Source organism: Amycolatopsis acididurans, from assembly GCF_012328925.1.
In the GTDB taxonomy this organism is placed as follows: domain Bacteria; phylum Actinomycetota; class Actinomycetes; order Mycobacteriales; family Pseudonocardiaceae; genus Amycolatopsis_E; species Amycolatopsis_E acididurans.
Window position 1 is genome coordinate 58,143 of the sequence record NZ_JAAXLS010000003.1, and the last position, 19,392, is coordinate 77,534.

A 19,392-nucleotide genomic window follows, 5' to 3' on the forward strand; every position below is an offset into this window, starting at 1 on the left:
GGTCGTTATACGCGATGCCTGCGCCGCCGGACCCTTCTGATCAGCAGCACGGCGGCGACCATGGCCAGCGTGGCGGTCGGCGAGACGATGGGCAGGCCGATGATCTCCACCCCGCACACGGCGATCAGGCCCGCCGGGACCATCAGGAACTCGGTGTCGAGCCGCAACAGCACCCCCGTGTACCAGTACCGGATCGCCCCCAGAACACGGTTCACAAGATCCACTGAACCAGAACTGGCCGAAAAAACCGAGGGACGCCGTCGAGCGGCGCCCCTCGGCTGTGACCGGAAATCAGCGCACGACGGCGCCGGTCTTCGGGTCGAGTTGCACGGCGGGCGCCGGACGGCCGTGGAAGTCGAGCATGTTCGACAGTCCCCCGGCACGAGCGTCGAACGACGCGTCGCCGACGCGGCCCGTGGCCCAGTTGTCCTCGACGAACTGCAGGATCGAGGTCTGGTCGGTGCGGGTGTGGTCGACGAAGTTCGTCTTCGCGAACGGCGAGATCACCATCAGCGGCAGGCGGGGGCCGTAGCCGCAGCGGTCGGCGTAGCCGCCCAGCGTGGTCTTGGCCGAGCTGCACATCGCGGTGTCCTGCGACGCGTCCTGCGAACCGTTGACGATCTTCGAGGCGACGTGGTCGTACCAGCCGTCCGAGTCGTCGTAGGCGAGCACGACCGCGGTGGAGTCCCAGTCCTTCGAGTGCTGGATCTTGTTGATCTCGTTCACCACGAACTGCTGCTCGTCCAGCGGATCCGAGTAGCCCGCGTGCCCGTCGGCGTACTCGGGCGCCTTGAGGAAGCTCACCGCAGGCATGTTCCCGGCGTTGAGCGCGGAGTCGAAGTCGCTGATGTCGTACTGGTGGTTGGCCTGGTCGGTCTGCCCGATCGCGGCGACCGAACTCGGCGGCAGGTGCTTTTCGTTCGCCGTGGACTTGTAGTACTGGAACGGCTCGTGGTGCGGGCTGTAGTCCACCACGGAGTTGCCGCCGACGTTGGTGTGCTTCTGCCCGCACACGGCGTAGCCGTTCGCGGTGCCGGTCGGCCGGAAGCCGCCCTGGAACCAGCCCCAGGTGACGCCCTTGTCGTTGAGCAGGTCACCGATGTTGTGGCCCTGCATCGCGCCGAGGTTGTCGGTCGCGGTGTGGTTCTTGTCCGAGCAGTCGTCGTAGGCCGGGTCCGGGTCGTTGATCACGGTGCCGACACCCTTGGCGTCCGGCGAGGCCACCACGTAGGAGTCGTTGACCGGCTCGTGCGTCTTCGGGTCCACGGCCCGCATACCGTGGGTCTGGCCGGAAATCAGGTTGATCGCGCCGGGCGTGGAAGGCCCGAACACGGTGTTGAACGAGTTGTCGCTCATCGCGTAGTGCTGGGCGTAGTTCCACATGCCCGTGACGGTGTTGCCGTCGTAGTAGTCCATCACCAAGCCCGGCTCACCGAAGAGGATCGGCTGCCCGGTGCACTTGTCCGTCTCGGTGTTCTCGACGAACTTGTCCATCTTGCCGCCGTCGAACGCCTTCTGCTCCGCGCCGTAATTGTGGTTCTGGTCGCAGGTCAGCGCCTGGCTCGGGGACAGCCGCTTCGGGTTGTAGGCGTTGGGGTTGTTCTTCAGCAGCGCCGGCGTCAGCCCGTCCACGTGCGGGGTGCCCTTGGCCGCGGTGAACGGTGTGCCGTCGGTGTTGGCGGCGTTGGGGTAGGTGCCGAAGTAGTGATCGAAGGAGATGTTCTCCCCGAAGATCACCACCACGTGCTTGACCGGCGTCGCGGTGTGCAGCCCGTCCGCACGTACCGCGTTCACCGGCTGCGCTTCGGCGCCGCCGACGGCGGTGCTCACCGCGACGCCGACGCCGGCCGCGGTCAGCAGCGCACCGGCGCCGAGCAGAATCCGCTTGCGGCGCTTGCCGAAAGCTCTGTCCACTGTGTCCTCCTGCGTTGGTGGGAGCTCCCTCCGGCTCAGGCGAGCATCGCCCGGCCGAAGTGGTCATCGGGCCCGGTGACTCCGGGCAGTGCGAAGAAGTAGCCGCCGCCGAACGGCGAGATGTAGTCGGTCAGCGGTTCGTCGTTCAGCCGGGTCTGCACGGCCTCGAACTGGCGCGCGATGTCCTGCTGGTAGCAGGTGAAGACCAGGCCCATGTCGAGGTTGCCGTTGCTGTCCACGCCACGGTCGTAGTTGCACGCGCGGCGCAGGATGCGGCTGGAATCCGTGGCGGCGGTGCGGGGGTTGGCCAGCCGGATGTGGCTGGTGAGCGGGATGACCGTGCCGACCGGGTCCTGCGCGTACTGCGGCACGTCGGTCTCCCGCGCTCCGTCCAGCGGCGCGCCGCTGTCCCGGCGCCTGCCGAACATGTTCTCCTGTTCCGACAGTGACACCCGGTCCCAGAACTCGACCAGCATCCGGATCAGCCGGATCACCTGGTAGCTGCCGCCGGTGGTCCAGGACGGCTCGCCGCCGCCGGAGACCCAGACGAGCCGGTCGAACTCGTCCGCCGACGGGTTGGCGATGCCGTCCTTGAAGCCCATCAGGTTGCGGGGCGTGCCCTCGGGCCGCGGCGGCGAACTGAACCCGTTGATCTTCCACCGCGGCTGCATCGCTCCACGCGTGGCGCGCGAGATGTCGCGCAGGGCGTGCAGCACGGTGTCGGTGTCGTCGGCGGCAAGGGTGAGGCTCAGGTCCCCGTGGCATTGCGCCGGGTCGAGTGTGTCGTTGGGGAACGTCCGCATCTCGGTCAGCCGCAACGGTTTCCGGTCCGCGAGGCCGTAGCGGTCGTCGAACAGTGTGGCCCCGGCGCCGAGCGTGACGGTGAGGTTCCCGGCCGGAACGGACGGACCGAGCACACCCGAATCGGCGGGCGGCGCGGTGATGCCCACGGAGGTGGGTGTGCCGCCGGCGGTGAGGAACCGGGCCCGGTCGGTGATCGTACGGAACAGGTCGGTCAGCTCGGCGCGGTCGGCCGCGATCACATCGAACGCGGCCACAATGGACTGTCGCGCGGACCGCCGGGCGATACCGGCCTGATGCGCGCCGTGGAACGGCAGCTCTTCGGCGGCCACGGCGCTGCCGTGCTCGGAGGTCGCGGCGGCCGCGGCACCCGCGCCCACGGCCGTCACACCGGCGCCGAGCACTGCGCCGCGCAGGAACGACCGGCGGCCGACGTGCCCGGTCACGAGACCCGCCTCGGTTCGGTGATCGCGGCGACCGGCGCGAGCAGTTCGGTCAGTTCGCCCACCGCGCCGTTGATCCGCTCCCGCTGCGCCCGCGCCAGCTGGGCCACGGGCGTCCACGTGCCGTCGGGCCGCTGGGCCGTCCGCAGCGCGGCGTCCGTCCTGCCGATCCAATTGTCCACTTCGGATAGATCCGGGAAGCGCGGGACGAGCAGCGGCCGCAGTACGGTCAGCACCTCGCGGGTGCCGTCGAGATTGGCCAGTGCGGTGGCCAGGTTGGTGCCGCTGCCGTAGTCGGTGCGGCCGGTGAGTTCGAACTGCAGGGTGTTCTCCATGATCTCGTGTGCGCGCAGGCCCAGGTCGTTCGGATCGATCTGCAGGTCGGCGAAGGAGTCACGCAGCTTGCGCACGTCCGCGTCGAGCCGGTCCGCGACGGCGGCAAGCGCGGCCATGTCCTGCCCGTGCCACAGGCCTTGTTCCAGCCGGTGGAAGCCGGTGAAACCCTCGTCGGTGACGCCCGCGGGCAGCCCGTCGGCCGTGCCGTTGATCGCGCCGTTGGAGTCGCCGAACGCGTCGTAGGCGGCGCCGAGCCGTTCGTAGGCCAGGTGCGCGGTGAGCCACGCCGCCTCGCTCGCGCCCCGGTCGCCCGAACGCACGGCCGCCGACAGCGCTCCGGTCTGTCCGGACAATGTGGACAGTCCGGTGCCGGCGTAGTCCTTATAGGTGCGCAGCGCGGCGAGCAGATCGTTGCGGGTCACCGGAACGACGGCCGGGCCGGAGCGCTCCTGGCCACCGCCGACCGTCGCGGTCGGACCGACGATCGGGTCGGTTTCCTCGGGGACACACCGGAAGGCGTAGGCACCGTTGCCGAGCGTCACCCGCATCGACCGGGTCGTTCCGGCGCCGAGGCCGTCGACCTCGCCGAAAACCGTGCCGGTGCCGGGATCGATGAGCTCGACCTCGGCGGTGACCGAACCGGTGTTGTGCACCTGGAAGCTCTGCGGTCCCGGCCTCGGGTCGGTCCAGCCCTGTCCGCACGCGGACCGCGAAACGGAGATGACCGGATCACCGCCGGCCTCCGCCGACGTGCTCCGCCAGATCACGACGCCCGCCCCGGCCACGATCACCACCAGTGCGAGCACCACGCCCACAACCCGCCGCGACACCCTGCCCCTATCGCTCGAAATGATGACGACTGCGAGCGGAGCGTAAGCGGCAGAGGTGAACTTCTCTCCGTTTTCAGCCCTTACGGCGCAAGGTTCAGGGAGAGTTCACGCACGATTTCCGCCGATACCGTCCAAATCGGATATTCCCACCGAACAGGCCGGAACGGGTTAGCCGCGACGGGTAAGCACGAAGATCGGCAGCTCGCGGCCGGCCTCGGCCCGCTCCATCGCATAGCCCGGCCAGAACCGGAGCAGCCGGCGCCACAGGTCGTCGTACTGCTCACCCTTCGCCGGTGCCGCGGTGACCGGGATGGCCCGGCCCCGCACCTCCACCACGGCGTCGGGACAGTCGCGCAGGTTGTAGGTCCAGCCGGGATCGCGGGTGCGCCCCCAGTTGGAGCCGACGAGGACGAAGCCGTTCTCGTACGGGAAGTACAGCAGGTTGGTGCTGCGGGGCTGCCCGCTCTTGCGGCCCACCGTGGTGAGCCGCAGAGACGGCAGCCCCGCGATGGCCACGAGGCTGACCTTGCCGCGGAAAACCCGGTACAGCCGCTTGTCCACCCAGATGATCGCGGTCGCGAGTCGCATCAGCCACGGTCTGGTGCCCAGTGCGCGGGCGAGTGCGGAAAGCGGGTTCACCGCCCTATTTGACCACTTCGTCAGCTGACGGTCCGGGCCAGGGACACCCCGAACCGGTTCTGTTCGTCGGTCCACCACCGTTCGACGGCGAACCCGTTCTCGGTCAGCTCGGCCGCGATCCCGTTCGGCCGGAACTTCGCCGAGATCTCGGTGCGGATGTACTCGCCTTCGGCGAAGGAGACCTCCATGCCCGCGCCGGGAATACGCACCGTCAGATCCCGGCGCGCCCGCAGCCGCATCTCGATCCACTCGTTGCGCGCGTCCCAGTACGACTCGTGCGCGAAATCGTCCAGGTCGAAGTCCGCGCCCAGCGTCCGGTTCACCACCCGCAGCACGTTGAGGTTGAACTGCGCGGTGACCCCGGCGGCGTCGTCGTAGGCGCGGACCAGGACGTCCGGGTTCTTGACCAGGTCCGTGCCCAGCAGCAGCCACTCCCCCTCGGTCAGCACGTCCCGCACCGAGCGCAGGAACTTGCCCCGGTCGGCGGGCAGGAAGTTACCGATCGTGCCGCCGAGGAAGGCCACCAGGCGCGGCGCGTCACCGGGCAGCAGGCCGAGGTGCTCGGTGAAGTCGCCGACCACGCCCCGCACGTCCAGCCCCGGATAGTCGCCGCGGATCGCCTCCACGGCCTCGGCGAGCGCGGATTCGGACACGTCCAGCGGAACGAACGTGCGCAGCGTCCCGTGCTCGCGCATCCCGTCCAGCAGCAGCCGCGTCTTCTCGCTCGACCCTGAACCCAGCTCGACGAGCGTGCGAGCACCGGTGACCCGCGCGATCTCGCCGGCCTGGCGTTCGAGCACCTCGCGTTCGGCCCGCGTCGGGTAGTACTCGGGAAGGCGCGTGATGTCCTCGAACAGCTCGCTGCCGCGCGCGTCGTAGAACCACTTGGCGGGCAGCCACTTCTGCGTGGCCGACAACCCCGACCGCACGTCCACGCGCAGCGCTTCGGCGATACCGTCCGGGTCGCGGTGCACGTCCAGTTCGAGCTCGCTCATGAATCCTGACTCCGTTCAGCGTCGATGGGCATGAGATCCACCGCACCGCGGCGCGCGATCACGGCGTGCCCGTGCGGAACCGGGGCCCAGCCCGGTCCGCCGTCGGTGGGTTCCGAGGCGACCACCACGGCGCCGCCGGTTTCGCGGACCGACAGCGCGTGCGTCCAGGCCGTGGCCACTAGGACGTCGCCGTCGGTCAGCAGGAAGTTCAGCCGCGAACCGGGCGCGGCGCGCTCGGTCCCGGCGACGAGATCGGCGACCGCCCGCGCGGGGTCCTCGCCGGCGTGCAGCCGCTCCCGCAGCAACGCCCACAGCAGCGCCGAATCCGTCGGCGCGTCCAGCGTCAGCAGGTCGGTGACCGGCAGCTTCCCGGCGAGCGCCGCCATCGAGTCCGGCCATGCGGTGATCAGCCCGTTGTGGCTGAACAGCCAGCGCCCGTCGGTGAAGGGGGCGCAGGCCGCCTCCATCACCGGCATTCCGGCCGTGCCGTTGCGCACGGCCGCCACGAACGCCCCGGACCGCACCGAACGGGCGAGCCGGGGCACGTCGTGGTCGGACCAGATCGGGTTCGCCCGCCGGTAGCGCACCGGCGCGCCTTCGCCGTCGTACCAGGCCAGCCCGAAACCGTCGGCGTTGACGGTGCCGCCGCCGCGCATGTCGTTCGGGGCGTAGGACTGGTGCAGCAGCGCATGCGGCGCGTCGAACACCAGCTCCGCGGGCGAGACGGCCGGGCCGAGATAGGCGAGGTGCCTACACATGACCCGCGTCCCGGGCGCAGCGGAAGCCCGCGAAGATCTGCCTGCGGATCGGGTAGTCCCAGTTGCGGAACGTGCCGCGGATGGCGGCCGCGTCGGTGCCGAACGAACCGCCGCGCAGCACCTTGTACTCCGGGCCGAAGAAGACCTCCGAGTACTCGCGGTAGGGAAACGCCACGAATCCCGGGTAGCCGTGGAAGTCGGTGCTCGTCCACTCCCAGACGTCCCCGATCAGCTGGTGCGCCCCGAGCGCGGACACGCCCGCCGGGTAGGCGCCCGCTTCGGCCGGGCTCAGGTGCCGCTGCCCGAGGTTGGCGTGCTCGGCCGTGGGCTCGTCGTTGCCCCAGGGATAACGGCGCGACTCGCCGGTGGCCGGATCGAACCGGGCGGCCTTCTCCCACTCCGCCTCGGTGGGCAGCCGCTTGCCCGCCCACGCGGCGTACGCCTCTGCCTCGTAGTAGGACACGTGCACGACGGGCTGCCGCGGCGGCACCGGCTCGTCCACCCCGAACCGGGTGCGCCGCCAGCCGTCGTGCTCGCGGCGCCAGAACCGCGGTGCGGTGATGTCGTGCGCGGTGCGGTAGGCCCAGCCCTGCTCGCTCCACCACCGTGGCTGGTCGTAGCCGCCGGCCTCCAGGAACTCGATGTAGGCGGCGTTGGTGACCGGGGTGGTGTCGAGGAAGTACGCGTCCACCGCGACCTCGTGGGCCGGGCGCTCGTTGTCCAGCGCCCACGGTTCGACGCTGGTGCCCATCACGAACGATCCGGCCGGGATGTGCACCTCGCCGGGCAGTGGCCCGCCCCGGCGCGAAGGCGGCGCGGGCGCGTGCAGCACCGGTTCACCCTCGCGCAGCTGGTGGGTGGCCAGCATCGTCTCGTCGTGCTGCTGTTCGTGCTGGGTGATCATGCCGAACGCGAACGCCGCGTCGGTGAGCCTGCGTCCCTCCAGCGGCGCGCGTTCCAGCACCTCGAACGCCTTGGCGCGGACCTCGCCGACGTAGGCGCGGGCCTCGGCCGGGCCGAGCAGCGGCAGCGCGGGCCGGTCGGCACGCGGATGCTGGAAGGCGTCGTAGAGGTCGTCGATGTCGGGACGCAACGGCTCACGGCCGCCGACGTCCCGCACCAGCCACAGTTCCTCCTGGCTGCCGATATGCGCCAGATCCCACACCAGCGGCGACATCAGCTTCGAATGCTGGCGCACCAGATCCTCGTCGTCCACGGCATCGGTCAGCGCCGTGCTGCGCTCGCGCGCACGGGTGAGCGCCCGCGCCGCGTGGTCCCGCAGATCCTCCTTGCGCATTTCGCGCAGAATGCTGGGCGCTTCGTGCAAAGTCTCGGACACAACTACTCCCCTCCCGCGCGCACGAGCCCCTGCGCGCTCTCGCTGATCTCGGCGACGGTGCCGGCAGGCAGCCCCATATGGGCCAGCTCGGCGCATCCGAGATCGACGACTTTCCTTGCGGCTGAAGCAATCGACGCATCGGCCAGTCCGGCTCTGGCCGCGCGCTCCCACTTCCCTTCGACGGGTTCGCAGATCTCCAGAATTTTGTCCACGGTGGACGGACGGTTCAGCAGCGCGGCGAGCAGCGCCACCGGGTGCAGCCAGCGGGCGCGCGGCTGCGCGTCGAGGTAGCGCACCTCGAGGTATCCGTGCGGCCGCACCGGGGTGAACATCGTGGTGAGGTGGTAGTCGAGGTCCTCGGTGGTGGGCGGGCCCGGCAGGCCGGCCGCGCGACCGTCGCTGACCCACTGGCCGAAGGTGAACCCTTCCGGCGCGTCCCATGGCCCGTCGGGCCGGCGCACCGCCATCAACGGGGTGTCCATGATCCGGCTCGCCCACGTGGCGGCCGGATCCGGCGACGGTGTGGTGGCGAACGTACGCGCCCGTTCGGTTTCCATCACCGCCAGCCAGCGCGCCGACGGCGTGCCCGTGTCGTGTCCGGCGTGGACCCGCGAATTGGCGAACGTGGCCAGCAACGGGGGCCCGAGCGCGTGCACCGCGGCCCACCGGGCGGCGAGCCCGTCCCGTTCCCCGCTGTCGACACAGATCTGCAGCCCCGCGGTGCTGCACATCATCGTCACGCCGCCCGTGCCCATCGGGGCGAAGCGGCGTTCCATCGTGGCGTAACGCGGTGTGTCGAGCACCCGCGCGGGCGGGCGGAAGGGATCGATGCCCGTTTCACCGAGGGCGAACCCGGCTCGGGCGAGCAGATCGGTCAGATGGGAAAGATCGGCGGAAACCACATCCGACAACTCCCGCAGCGAGGCCTGCGGTAGTGCGGAGATCTCCACCTGGCCACCGGGCTCCACCGTGAGCGGTGAGCCTGCGGGCAATGGCTGGACGGGACTGTCCGGGTCGAGGGTGCGCGGGGCGTGGGCCCCCAGCGCGCGGGCGAGGTCTTGCGGGTCGAGCGGTCTTCGCGGGTCGTCGGCGTAGTGCACGGTGTACTCGAGTTCCACCCCGAGCAGGCGGGGTGGCCCGTGTTTGAAGCACACCGACGCGACATAGGCCTCACCGGCGGCACGGTCGGAGATCACTCTCGCCGAGAGTTCGGCGACCCCTCCCGCAACTCCGGTGCATCCCGGCACGTGGCGAACAGCTGTCATGTCACACCTGTCCAATCGGTGGGAGCACTTGGTTTCGGACGCTACACGGGCCCTACGACAATTTCAGGCTTCGCCGCCCTCAGCAGTACGTACGTACGGATTGCGTAATAACTACCGGTGGTGACAGGATCGGGGAATGCCACGGGTCAGCCAGGATCATCTCGATGCGCGAAGGCGCCAGATCCTCGACGGTTCACGCGTGTGCTTCGCCCGCTACGGCTACGAGGGTGCCACGGTCCGGCGGCTGGAGGAAGCCACCGGGCTCTCCCGTGGCGCGATCTTCCACCACTTCCGTGACAAGGAGTCGCTCTTCCTGGCGCTGGCCGAGGAGGACGCGGCACGGATGGCCGACGTCGTCGCCGCGCAGGGCCTGGTGCAGGTCATGCGCGAGCTGCTGTCCGGGGACAGCGAGCATCCGGCGGACTGGCTGGGCACGCGGCTGGAGGTGTCCCGGCGGCTGCGCACCGATCCCGAGTTTCGCGCGCGCTGGGCCGAACGCTCGCAGCAGCTGACCCTGGCGACCCGGCAGCGGCTGCTGCGCCAGCGCGAGGTGGGCAACCTCCGCGACGACGTCGACGTCGACGTGCTCACCTCGTATCTGGAACTGGTGCTGGAGGGGCTGGTCTCCCACCTGGCGATGGGGCTGCCCGCCGACGATCTCGGGCCGGTCCTGGACCTGGTCGAGGAAAGCGTGCGGCGGCACCGCGTTCGGGCATCATTGGAGTCATGAACCTGCTCGACGCGCACGGCATCGCGCTGCGCGAGTTCGACCGCTGCGTGCATCTGGTGAAGGACGACCAGTGGGACGCGCCCACCGCCTGCGCGGACTGGAGTGTGCGGGAACTGCTGAACCACCTCGTCTCGGAGCAACTGTGGGTGCCGCATCTGCTGCACGGCGCGACATTGGCCGAGGTCGGTGACCGCTACGACGGCGACGTGCTCGGCGCGGATCCCGTGGCGGCCTGGGAAACCTCGTCGCGGTCGGCACGCCAGGCGTGGACCGAACCAGGGGCCACGCAGCGCCGCGTGCACCTGTCGTTCGGCGAGTCCGACGCCGAGGAGTACGGCTGGCAGATGGTCACCGACCTCGCCGTGCACGGCTGGGATCTGGCCGTCGGAATCGGTGCGCCACAACCGATCCCGGCCGAACTGGCCGATACCGTGCTCCGGGTGATCGGGCCCCAGGTGCCCTCGTGGCAGGGCACCGGCATGTTCGCCCCGCCGGTCCCGGTCCCCGACGACGCGCCGGCGGCCGACCACCTGGTCGCCCTGCTCGGCCGCGATCCGGCACTCGCCCACTGAGCCACCGCGTCACGGCCGCGCCCGCAGCCGGTCGACGAGCATGGCCAGCCGCAGTTCCTGGTTGCCCTCGCTCAGCCGCCCGGCGCGCTCGAGCGTGATCAGCCCGTGCAGCGCGCTCCAGCCCACCTCGGTCAGCGTCGCCGCGTCGCCGTCACCGGCCGGTTCCGTGAACACCGCGAGCAGTTCCCCGAAGGCCTCGCGCAGCGGTGCCGGCGAGTCGGGTTTCGCGAACGGGAGGTCGGTGGCCCGCGCGAACATCGCGTCGTAGAGCACGGGGTTGGCGGCGGCGAAGCCGGCGTAGGCCCGCAGCACGGCGACCAGCGCGTCGTCGGTGCCGGAGCGTGCCTCGCGCAGCCGTTCGGCGAGTTCGGCGAAACCCTCCAGCGCCACGGCCTCGACGATGGCGTCCTTGCTCTTGAAGTGGCTGTAGAGCACCGGCTGGCTGTACTCGATGCGCTCGGCGAGCCGCCGCGTGGTCACCGCGTCCCAGCCCTCCGCTTCGGCGAGCTGGCGCGCCGCGTCGATGATCAGCTGATGCCGCTGGGCACGTTCCCGCTCCCGCCGTTCCTGAACCGACATATGCTGATTCTAGCATTGCTAGCAATCTGAGCCGTGTTCTCATCACTGCTCACGCGAGCGCCCGGTACCATGTATGGCACCGCACCCGACATTTCCGAGGAGTGACACCTTTCGTGCGCGACGCGCCGTCACCTGGTGACAGTACTGAGCCGGGTGACGAACCCGGCTTACCCGCTCATCATCCCGGCTTTCCCGCCCACGGTGGTGAAAGCTGATGGACGTGCTGCTCTCGGTTCTCGGGGTGCTGCTGTTCTTTCTGCTGACGATCGGCACGGGGCTCGCCGTCGCGGCGGAATTCTCCCTCACCGCGCTGGAACGCAGCACCGTCGAGGCCAACGTCCGGCAGGTCGGTGACCGTCGTTCGAGGACGGTCCGCAAGGCCCACGCCACCCTGTCGTTCCAGCTCTCCGGCGCGCAGGTCGCCATCACGCTGACCACGCTGGTCACCGGTTATCTCGCCGAGCCGCTGATCGGCAACCTGGTCCGCCCGGTGCTGGTCGCGGCCGGGCTGTCGGCGCCGGTCGCCGAGGGCACGTCGGTGATCCTCGCGCTGCTGCTGGCCACGACGCTGTCGATGGTGCTCGGCGAGATGGTGCCGAAGAACCTCGCCGTCGCACGGCCGTTGCGCACCGCGCGCGCGGTCATGGGCTACCACTCGCGGTTCTCGGCGCTGTTCCGCTGGCTGATCACGCTGATGAACAACAGCGCGAACTTCGTGGTCCGCAAGTTCGGTGTGGAGCCGCAGGAAGAGCTGCGCTCGGCGCGTTCGCCGCAGGAACTCGGCTCGATCGTGCGCACCAGCGCCGAAAGCGGCACCCTCGACACCTCCACCGCCGAGCTGCTGGACAAGTCGCTGCGCTTCGGCGGGCGCACCGCCGACGAGCTGATGACCCCGCGCGTGCAGATCGAATCGCTCACCGTGGACGACACGATCAACGACCTGATCGAGCTCTCCCGCCGCACCGGCCTGTCCCGGTTCCCCGTCTCCCGCGAGGACCTGGACGACGTGCAGGGCGCGGTGCACGTCAAGCAGGCGTTCGTGGTGCCCTCGGGTGAGCGCGCGAACGTCAAGGTCGGGTCGGTGATGCGCCCGGTGCCCACCGTGCCCGAGTCGCTGCCCGGCGACGCGCTGTTGTCCCGGTTGCGCGATTCGCGGTTCCAGATCGCGATGGTCGTCGACGAGTACGGCGGTACCGCCGGGCTGGTCACACTCGAGGACGTGGTCGAGGAGATCATCGGCGACGTGCGCGACGAGCACGACGAGGGCGAAGCTCCCGCGTCGCGCAGGCTGGACACCGACACCTGGATGGTCTCCGGTCAGCTGCGCGCCGACGAGATCAGCGAACTGACCGGGTTCCGGATGCCCGAGGGCGACTACGAAACCATCGCCGGGCTCATCCTCGAACGCCTGGGCCGCATTCCCGGACCCGGTGACCGCGTGGACGTCGACGGGTGGCAGCTGACGGTCGTGACGATGGACCGGCACCGCATCGCGGAGCTGAGCGTGCGGCGCCTGCAACGGCAGGCCGAGCCCGCCGGGGAGGCGGCCCGATGAACGACTGGCTCGCGATCCTGCTCGTCGTTTTCCTGTTGCTGGCCAACGCTTTCTTCGTCGGCGCGGAGTTCACCCTGATCTCGTCGCGGCGCGACCGCCTGGAGGCACTGCTCGAAGAAGGCAAGACCAGGGCCAGGATCGTGATCAACGCGAGCAAGCACGTCTCGCTCATGCTCGCGGGGGCGCAGCTGGGCATCACGATCTGCTCACTGATCCTGGGCCGCCTCGGCGAGCCGGCGATCGCGCACCGGCTGGCCGCGGTGTTCCACCTGCTGCACATTCCGGACGTGCTCGCGCACGCCATCTCCTTCGCGATCGCGCTGGCCCTCATCACCGTCCTGCACGTGCTGATCGGCGAGATGGTGCCGAAGAACCTCGCGATCGCCGAACCGGAACGGCTCGCGCTGTGGCTGGTGCCCGTGCACGTCGGCTGGGTCAAGCTCGCCAACCCGTTCATCTGGCTGCTGAACTTCGTGGCGAACTCGTTGCTGCGCCTGGTGAAGGTCCAGCCCAAGGACGAGCTGGAGACCGCGTACACCTCCGCCGAGCTGGCCGAGCTGCTGTCCGAGTCCCGCCGCGAGGGCCTGCTGGAGCAGTCCGAGCACGAACGGCTCAGCCAGACGCTGTCCTCGGTGGCGAAGACGGTCGGCGACGTGCTGGTGCCGCTGGGTGAGCTCACCACGCTGCCGGCCACGCCGACCGTCGGCGACGTCGAGCGCGCGGTGTCCTCCACCGGGTTCTCGCGGTACCCGCTGTGCTCGGAAGCCGGCGAGCTCATCGGCTACCTGCACGTGAAGGACGTGCTCGACCAGATCGGCGACGATCCGGCCACCACGATCGCGTCCTCGAAGACGCGTGCGCTGACGGACCTGAACGTGCGGGCGCGGCTGGACGAGGCGCTGTCGGCGATGCGCAAGGAGGGTACGCACCTGGCGCGCGCCCTCGACGCGAACGGCGACGCGATCGGCGTGGTCGCGCTGGAGGACCTGGTCGAGGAGTACGTCGGCACCGTGCGCGACGGGACGCATGTCGCCGCGTAACTTGGTGGCCGTGCCGGTACTGGAACAGGACGAGTGGCTGGCGCGCGAGCGCGCGCACTCCGAGCGGATGCGCCACTGGACCGTCCCGTACCAGCGGCGTCGCGCACGGCACGAGAAGCATCCCGTGCACGATTTCCTGTTCCAGTACTACTCGTACCGCCCCGCGCATCTGCAGCGGTGGCAGCCGGGGCCCGGGGTGATGCTGGAGGGTGCGCAGGCGCGCCGGTTCCTGGAGCGGCCGGGGTACCACGAGACCACCGAGGGTGTCACGCTCGACGTCGCGGCGTTCACCGAGAAGCGCGCCGGCACGACGCGATACCTGTTGCGGCTGCTGGAAAACACCGCGTCCCGGCAGCCCCGGCTGAACTGCTTCGGACTGCACGAGTGGGCCATGGTGTACCGCCAGCGCCCGGATGAGGTGCGGCACAACCAACTGCCGCTACGGCTGGGGCCGGACAGGACGGACACGGTCGTCGAGTCACTCGATATCCGCTGCGGGCACTACGACGCGTTCCGGTTCTTCACCGCCCCGGCCCGGCCACGCAACGCGCTGCGGCCGACGAGGGCGGCGCAGCCGGACCTCGAACAGCCGGGTTGCCTGCACGCCAATATGGATCTTTACAAGATCGGTTACAAACTCGATCCGTTCGTCCCGTCGGAACTGGTCGCCGACTGTTTCGAACTCGCCGCGCGGATTCGCGAACTGGATATGCGGGCCAGCCCGTACGACCTTTCGGAGTACGGATACTCGCCCGTTCGCATCGAAACCCCGTCCGGACGGGCGGACTACGCCCGCGCCCAGGCCGACTTCGCACGCCAGGCCGCTCCCCTGCGCGACCGGTTGATTTCGCAATGCCATTATCTGCTGACGCTCAAGATCAGAAACTGAAACGACGCGGTAACACTGCGTTCCGGCGTGTCGGCTACGATCACATTTTCCTAACGACGCACACCTGTTAGGGTGAACCGCGTTTTGACCGCGCACACGAAGAGTTGAGAGGACAGCGATGGGGCGTCATGCCCGCGACGAGGAATCCGCTCCCCGCCGCCCTGACACACCCACCGAGTCGCGCAGGCCGGCCATGAGCGGTCCCGCGAGGCCGCCACACCCTTCCCGCGTGATGCCTCCGAGGCCGACTTCGCGCCCGTCGCCGGAAGCCATGCCGCCGCGACAGGCCCCGCGCCCTTCCGCCGACGCTCCCCGCCCGGCCTCGGCGCCGCTGCCGCCGCGGCAGATGCAGCGCCCGCCCGTCCAGAACGACTCCGGTTTCACGGCTTTCACGAACGGTGGCAACGGTCAGCCCGCCCGCCCGGGCGAGGTCTCGCAGCAGCGGACCGGCCTCCCACCGCGGCGCGTGGCAGACAACGGAGGACGCACCGCCTTCCGCGAGCCCGCGGCCGGCGGTCGCTTCACCGAGACACCGCAGGAACGCTCGGACACCACCAGGTTCATCCAGGACACCCCGCAGGAACGCACTGGCGGCACGCGCCGGGCCGGGGACGGCACCGGAAGCGGCCGTCCCGTTCGCGAACCGGCGTCCGAGGGCACCGGTGGCCACCGCACCCAGGCCGGATCCGCCGCCGAGACCACGGGCGGGTTCCGCAGCCGAGCCGGCAACACCGGCTTCCGCGCGCCTGCCGAGGGCCGCGCCGAAACGACCGGCAGCCATCGCACCAGGGCCGAGCCGCCGACCGGGACCACCCGCCGCGCCGGCGAGACGACCGGCAGCCACCGACGGGTCCGCGACCCCGTCGAAACCACCGGCACCGGCCGCCGCCTCCGCGATACCGGCGACGCCGGTGAGACCGGCACGGGCGAAACCACCATGCTGTGGTCGCGGTTCAGCTCCGGGCAGACCGCGACCGGACACCACCGCGCCATCGGGAAAGCGGCCGGGCGCCGCCGGATCGCCAAGTGGCCCATCGCCGTCGGCGTCGCGGTCCTGGTGCTCGTCGTCGGGCTGCTCGGCTGGGGCTGGGCCAACAACGTGCTCAACAGCCGCGCCGAGGCACAGGCCGCGGGATGCGCCGAGGGCGACGCGACGATGAAGGTCCTCGTCGCCCCCGCGGTCCAAGCACCGGTCACGGCGGCCGCGAACCGCTGGAACCAGGCCAAGACCGTCGTGCACTCGCACTGTGTCACGGTCGAGGTGCACTCGATGGCCTCCGACCGGGCGCTGGACGGGCTCACCGGCCGCAACAACCTCGACTCCATCGGTGGGCTGCCCGCCGCCTGGATCTCCGACAACCGGGCCGCGATCGATCAGCTCCAGGCGGCGAAGCCGGGGATGATCGCGTCGACGGCCGAGACGATCGCGACCGGCCCGTCGGCCACGTACTCCTTCGTCGGGCTCACCAGCGAGAACCTCGACGAGACCCAGGCCCGCGCGGCGCAGGTGTTCCGTGACTACCTGCACCAGCCCGCGCAGCGCGCCGACTTCGCCGCGGCGGGCCTGGCTCAGGGCTAGCGGCTCAGCCGAACGTGTCCGGGTCGGGCCCGGTGCGCGTACCGTTGTCCAGCTCGCCGATCGAGGTCATGTCGTCCTGCGACAGTTCGAAGTCGAACACCTCGAAGTTCTCCCGAACACGCGAGGGCGTGACCGACTTCGGGATCACCACGTTGCCCAGCTGCACGTGCCACCGCAGCACGATCTGCGCCGGGGTCTTGCCGTACTTCGACGCCAGGCTGGTGATCGTGTCGTCGGACAGCAGCGTGCCCTTCGCCAGCGGGCTCCAGGCCTCGGTGATGATGCCGTGCGCGGCGTGGAACTCGCGCAGCTCGGCCTGCACCAGGTTCGGGTGCAGTTCGATCTGGTTGACCGCGGGCACGATCTCGGTCTCGTCGAACAGCCTGCGCAGGTGCGCGACCTGGAAGTTCGACACGCCGATCGCGCGGATCCGGCCGTCGGCGTAGAGCTTCTCGAACGCCTTCCACGTCTCGACGTAGGCGTCGCGCGCGGGCACCGGCCAGTGGATCAGGTAGAGGTCGAGGTAGTCCAGCCCCAGGTTCGCCATGCTGGTGTCGAACGCCCGCAGCGTCGAGTCGTACCCCTGGTCGGAGTTCACCAGTTTGGTGGTGATGAACAGTTCCTCGCGCGGCAGCCCGGAACCGCGGACGGCCTCCCCGACGCCTTCCTCGTTCCCGTAGGCGGTCGCGGTGTCGATGCTGCGGTACCCGGTTTCCAGCGCTGTCCGCACCGCCTTCGCGGTCTCCTCCGGCGGGACCTGGAACACGCCGAAGCCGAGTTGCGGGATCGACACGCCGTTGTTGAGCGAAAGGTCGGGAACAGTTGTCATGTAAGACGTTCCTTACGTCGTTGCGGTTGTGGTCGCTCCGTCCCCGATCCTGCCACCAGCGCTCGCCAGGCGCCGAAGATATTCACCGGTGACCGCGTCGGCCGGATAGAACGATTCGATCGCCAGTTCCGACACGGTCACGTCCAGCGGCGCGCCGAACGTGGCGATGGTGGAGAAGAACGACAGTTCGGTATCGCCGTGCCGCAGCCGCAACGGCACGAAAATCCCGCTGCCATGGGCATTTCCGGTCTCGGCCGGCGGACTCGGGTAGTCGCGCACCTCCGCCAGCAGCTCCGCCAGTTCCGGATCGGCAGTGGTCTCGACCTGTCGCCGCAGCCGCCCCAGCAGCTCCGCGCGCCACTCCCCCGGATTCAGCACGCGCCCCGCGACCCCGTCCGGGCGCAGCGCCAAGCGCAGCACGTTCACCGGCGGCTCCAGTAGATCCGGCGCGGCGCCCTCGGTCAGCAGCGCCACGCCCGAGTTCGCGTCGACCAGGTTCCAGCACCGGTCCACCACGAGCGCCGGATACGGTTCGTGCCCGGCGAGCACCTGCCGCACCGCGTCCCGCACCACCGCGAGTTCCGGTTCGCCGAGCGCACTCTCGCGGAAGGCCGGCGCGTAGCCGGCCGCCAGCAGCAGCCGGTTCTGTTCCCGCAACGGCACATCGAGGTGTTCGGCCAGCCGCAGCACCATGTCCTGGCTGGGCCGCGCGCGGCCGGTTTCGACGAAACTCAGGTGCCGCGTGGAGATCTCGGCCGTGATCGCCAGGTCGAGCTGACTGATCCGCCGTCGTTCGCGCCACTGCCGCAGCATCGGTCCCACTGTGCTCATGACTGAAGGCTACTGACCTGCGCCATTACCTCCGAGGTAATCGACACACCGCGCCGCGCCGGGCGATTGTTGCGGCGTCGGAACGAAACACCTAGGAGGCAACGAGATGACTGACTTCACCGGAATCGCGCAGCGCTACGTCGAAGCGTGGAACGAGACGGAGGCGGCCAAGCGCCTGGCCCGTATCGAGGAACTGTTCACCGCGGACGCGACCTACACCGACCCGCTGGGCGCGGTGACCGGTGCCGCCGGGATCGACGGGTTCATCGCCGCCGCTCAGCAGCAGTTCGCGGGCCTGCGGTTCAGCCTGCCCGGCACGGTCGACGGGCACCACGACATCGCGCGATTCCAGTGGCACCTCGGCCCGGACGGCGCGCCCGAACCGCTCGCGATCGGCTTCGACGTGATCCAGATCGAGGACGGCAAGATCAAGCGCGTGCTCGGGTTCCTGGACAAGATGCCCGGCTGAGCAAGAAAAAGGTGGCCCGGACACGGTTCGCGTGTCCGGGTCCTCCCCACTCTGTCCATACCCGCTCGCGGGTGCCTGAGAGGTTCACCCGTGGTTGGTACGGGTTTGCACCGTCGGCGGGGTCACCGGGTTGTGGCCTGGACCCACTTTCCAGAGGCGTCTCTTCCGCACGGTCCGTGGTGCCTGAGAGGTTCCGGGGAGGACTTGCTCCTTCGGCGCCGGACCCGGGTGGGGGTTCGGACTCTCCCGTGCGGCTTCGGCGACTGCGTTGATCAGCTTACCCGGCGGTACGATCAGCCGATGCGGCGGGCATTGCGCCGCTGGCTCAGCTCGTCCGGGACGACGGCCTCGATCTCCCCGCCATCGGCGCGCTCGGCCGGGAACTCGTGAATGGTGCCGCTGATCTCCTGCATCGGGACCTTGACCGCGATGCCGAACACGCCCTGCCCACCCTGCAGCAGATCGACGATCTCCTCGGGTGAGGTGCATTCGTAGACCGTGGTGCCGTCGGAGACCAGTGTGACCTTGGCCAGATCGGCGACGCCGCGTTCCCGGAGGTGCTCGATGGCGACGCGGATGTTCTGCAGCGACACCCCGGTGTCCAGCAGGCGCTTCACGATCTTGAGCGCGAGGATGTCCTTGAACGAGTACAGCCGCTGGGAACCCGAGCCGTGCGCGGTGCGGATGCTCGGCGCGACGAGCTTCGTGCGCGCCCAGTAGTCGAGCTGACGGTAGGTGATCCCGGCGATCTGGCAGGCCGCGGGCCCCCGGTAACCGACCAGTTCATCAGGCAGGGACGAGTCGGGGAACAACTCACCCTGTTCCCCGTCGACCGCCTTGATCGGCCTTTCGTCGACCACGCAAGCCTCCCAGTTGGCCGAATCACACCTTAGCGATTTACCGCCTTCGACGGTAAGCGCGGCGGCCCCGCTGGTCAACGCGACGCGCGGCGGCCTCAAGCAGTTCTTGAGGCTTGTCGTGATTTACACGGCCATGTAA

Annotated in this window: 20 protein-coding genes and 1 riboswitch; of the genes, 7 read left to right on the top strand and 13 right to left on the bottom strand. The window is 69.7% G+C overall.

Annotated elements, in window-relative coordinates; genetic code table 11:
* Positions 1–5 precede the first annotated feature (5 nt).
* From HFP15_RS06845 to HFP15_RS06885, 9 genes are all read right to left on the bottom strand, one after another.
* Positions 6–215, bottom strand: a complete 210-nt coding sequence (locus tag HFP15_RS06845) for a hypothetical protein (RefSeq protein WP_168512660.1) — start codon at positions 213–215, stop codon at positions 6–8.
* Between the two features lie 76 nt (positions 216–291).
* Positions 292–1,914, bottom strand: a complete 1,623-nt coding sequence (locus tag HFP15_RS06850) for a phospholipase C (RefSeq protein WP_168512661.1) — start codon at positions 1,912–1,914, stop codon at positions 292–294.
* A 35-nt stretch (positions 1,915–1,949) separates the two neighbouring features.
* Positions 1,950–3,161, bottom strand: a complete 1,212-nt coding sequence (gene efeB, locus HFP15_RS06855; RefSeq protein ID WP_168512663.1) for an iron uptake transporter deferrochelatase/peroxidase subunit — start codon at positions 3,159–3,161, stop codon at positions 1,950–1,952.
* The gene (locus HFP15_RS06860; RefSeq protein ID WP_312871495.1) at positions 3,158–4,324 is read right to left on the bottom strand and encodes an EfeM/EfeO family lipoprotein; all 1,167 of its coding nucleotides are present in this window, start codon (positions 4,322–4,324) and stop codon (positions 3,158–3,160) included. Before HFP15_RS06860 ends, efeB begins: the two co-directional genes overlap by 4 nt.
* A gap of 168 nt (positions 4,325–4,492) precedes the next feature.
* A complete protein-coding gene (locus HFP15_RS06865) occupies positions 4,493–4,912 on the bottom strand; it encodes a nitroreductase family deazaflavin-dependent oxidoreductase (RefSeq protein WP_168513205.1) in 420 nt (139 codons plus the stop codon).
* A 71-nt stretch (positions 4,913–4,983) separates the two neighbouring features.
* Positions 4,984–5,958, bottom strand: a complete 975-nt coding sequence (gene egtD / locus HFP15_RS06870) for an L-histidine N(alpha)-methyltransferase (protein ID WP_168512665.1) — start codon at positions 5,956–5,958, stop codon at positions 4,984–4,986.
* The gene (egtC, locus tag HFP15_RS06875; protein WP_168512667.1) at positions 5,955–6,716 is read right to left on the bottom strand and encodes an ergothioneine biosynthesis protein EgtC; all 762 of its coding nucleotides are present in this window, start codon (positions 6,714–6,716) and stop codon (positions 5,955–5,957) included. Before egtC ends, egtD begins: the two co-directional genes overlap by 4 nt.
* On the bottom strand, positions 6,709–8,013 hold the full coding sequence (egtB, locus tag HFP15_RS06880; protein WP_168513207.1) for an ergothioneine biosynthesis protein EgtB: 1,305 nt from the start codon (positions 8,011–8,013) through the stop codon (positions 6,709–6,711). Before egtB ends, egtC begins: the two co-directional genes overlap by 8 nt.
* A gap of 44 nt (positions 8,014–8,057) precedes the next feature.
* On the bottom strand, positions 8,058–9,320 hold the full coding sequence (locus HFP15_RS06885) for a glutamate-cysteine ligase family protein (RefSeq protein ID WP_168512669.1): 1,263 nt from the start codon (positions 9,318–9,320) through the stop codon (positions 8,058–8,060).
* Between the two features lie 136 nt (positions 9,321–9,456).
* On the opposite strand from HFP15_RS06885, the gene HFP15_RS06890 reads away from it, so the two are divergent.
* Entirely contained in the window at positions 9,457–10,050 is a 594-nt protein-coding gene (locus HFP15_RS06890; RefSeq protein WP_168512671.1) for a TetR/AcrR family transcriptional regulator, read from the top strand.
* Positions 10,047–10,622, top strand: coding sequence for a TIGR03086 family metal-binding protein (locus HFP15_RS06895; protein ID WP_168512673.1), 576 nt, complete (start codon positions 10,047–10,049; stop codon positions 10,620–10,622). Before HFP15_RS06890 ends, HFP15_RS06895 begins: the two co-directional genes overlap by 4 nt.
* 9 nt (positions 10,623–10,631) lie before the next feature.
* Here HFP15_RS06895 and HFP15_RS06900 read toward each other — a convergent pair whose 3' ends face one another.
* On the bottom strand, positions 10,632–11,201 hold the full coding sequence (locus HFP15_RS06900) for a TetR/AcrR family transcriptional regulator (protein ID WP_168512675.1): 570 nt from the start codon (positions 11,199–11,201) through the stop codon (positions 10,632–10,634).
* A gap of 214 nt (positions 11,202–11,415) precedes the next feature.
* Here HFP15_RS06900 and HFP15_RS06905 point away from each other — a divergent pair, with 214 nt between their 5' ends.
* From HFP15_RS06905 to HFP15_RS06920, 4 genes are all read left to right on the top strand, one after another.
* Positions 11,416–12,756, top strand: a complete 1,341-nt coding sequence (locus HFP15_RS06905) for a hemolysin family protein (RefSeq protein ID WP_168512677.1) — start codon at positions 11,416–11,418, stop codon at positions 12,754–12,756.
* Positions 12,753–13,796 (top strand): hemolysin family protein, encoded by a 1,044-nt coding sequence (locus HFP15_RS06910; protein WP_168512679.1) that lies wholly within the window; start codon positions 12,753–12,755, stop codon positions 13,794–13,796. The genes HFP15_RS06905 and HFP15_RS06910 overlap by 4 nt, the downstream gene beginning before the upstream one ends.
* Positions 13,783–14,685, top strand: a complete 903-nt coding sequence (locus HFP15_RS06915; protein WP_376768853.1) for a 3-methyladenine DNA glycosylase — start codon at positions 13,783–13,785, stop codon at positions 14,683–14,685. Before HFP15_RS06910 ends, HFP15_RS06915 begins: the two co-directional genes overlap by 14 nt.
* 229 nt (positions 14,686–14,914) lie before the next feature.
* Positions 14,915–16,264, top strand: coding sequence for a hypothetical protein (locus tag HFP15_RS06920; RefSeq protein WP_376768854.1), 1,350 nt, complete (start codon positions 14,915–14,917; stop codon positions 16,262–16,264).
* 4 nt (positions 16,265–16,268) lie between these two features.
* On the opposite strand, the gene HFP15_RS06925 is transcribed toward HFP15_RS06920, so the two are convergent.
* Positions 16,269–17,093: an aldo/keto reductase gene (locus tag HFP15_RS06925; RefSeq protein WP_168512681.1), complete on the bottom strand. Its 825-nt coding sequence runs from the start codon at positions 17,091–17,093 to the stop codon at positions 16,269–16,271.
* Between the two features lie 12 nt (positions 17,094–17,105).
* Positions 17,106–17,924: a helix-turn-helix domain-containing protein gene (locus HFP15_RS06930; protein ID WP_168512683.1), complete on the bottom strand. Its 819-nt coding sequence runs from the start codon at positions 17,922–17,924 to the stop codon at positions 17,106–17,108.
* Between the two features lie 106 nt (positions 17,925–18,030).
* Here HFP15_RS06930 and HFP15_RS06935 point away from each other — a divergent pair, with 106 nt between their 5' ends.
* The gene (locus tag HFP15_RS06935; RefSeq protein WP_168512685.1) at positions 18,031–18,393 is read left to right on the top strand and encodes a nuclear transport factor 2 family protein; all 363 of its coding nucleotides are present in this window, start codon (positions 18,031–18,033) and stop codon (positions 18,391–18,393) included.
* A 160-nt stretch (positions 18,394–18,553) separates the two neighbouring features.
* A riboswitch (glycine riboswitch) is annotated at positions 18,554–18,652 on the bottom strand.
* A gap of 34 nt (positions 18,653–18,686) precedes the next feature.
* Here HFP15_RS06935 and HFP15_RS06940 read toward each other — a convergent pair.
* On the bottom strand, positions 18,687–19,253 hold the full coding sequence (locus tag HFP15_RS06940) for a MerR family transcriptional regulator (RefSeq protein ID WP_168512687.1): 567 nt from the start codon (positions 19,251–19,253) through the stop codon (positions 18,687–18,689).
* Positions 19,254–19,392 lie beyond the last annotated feature (139 nt).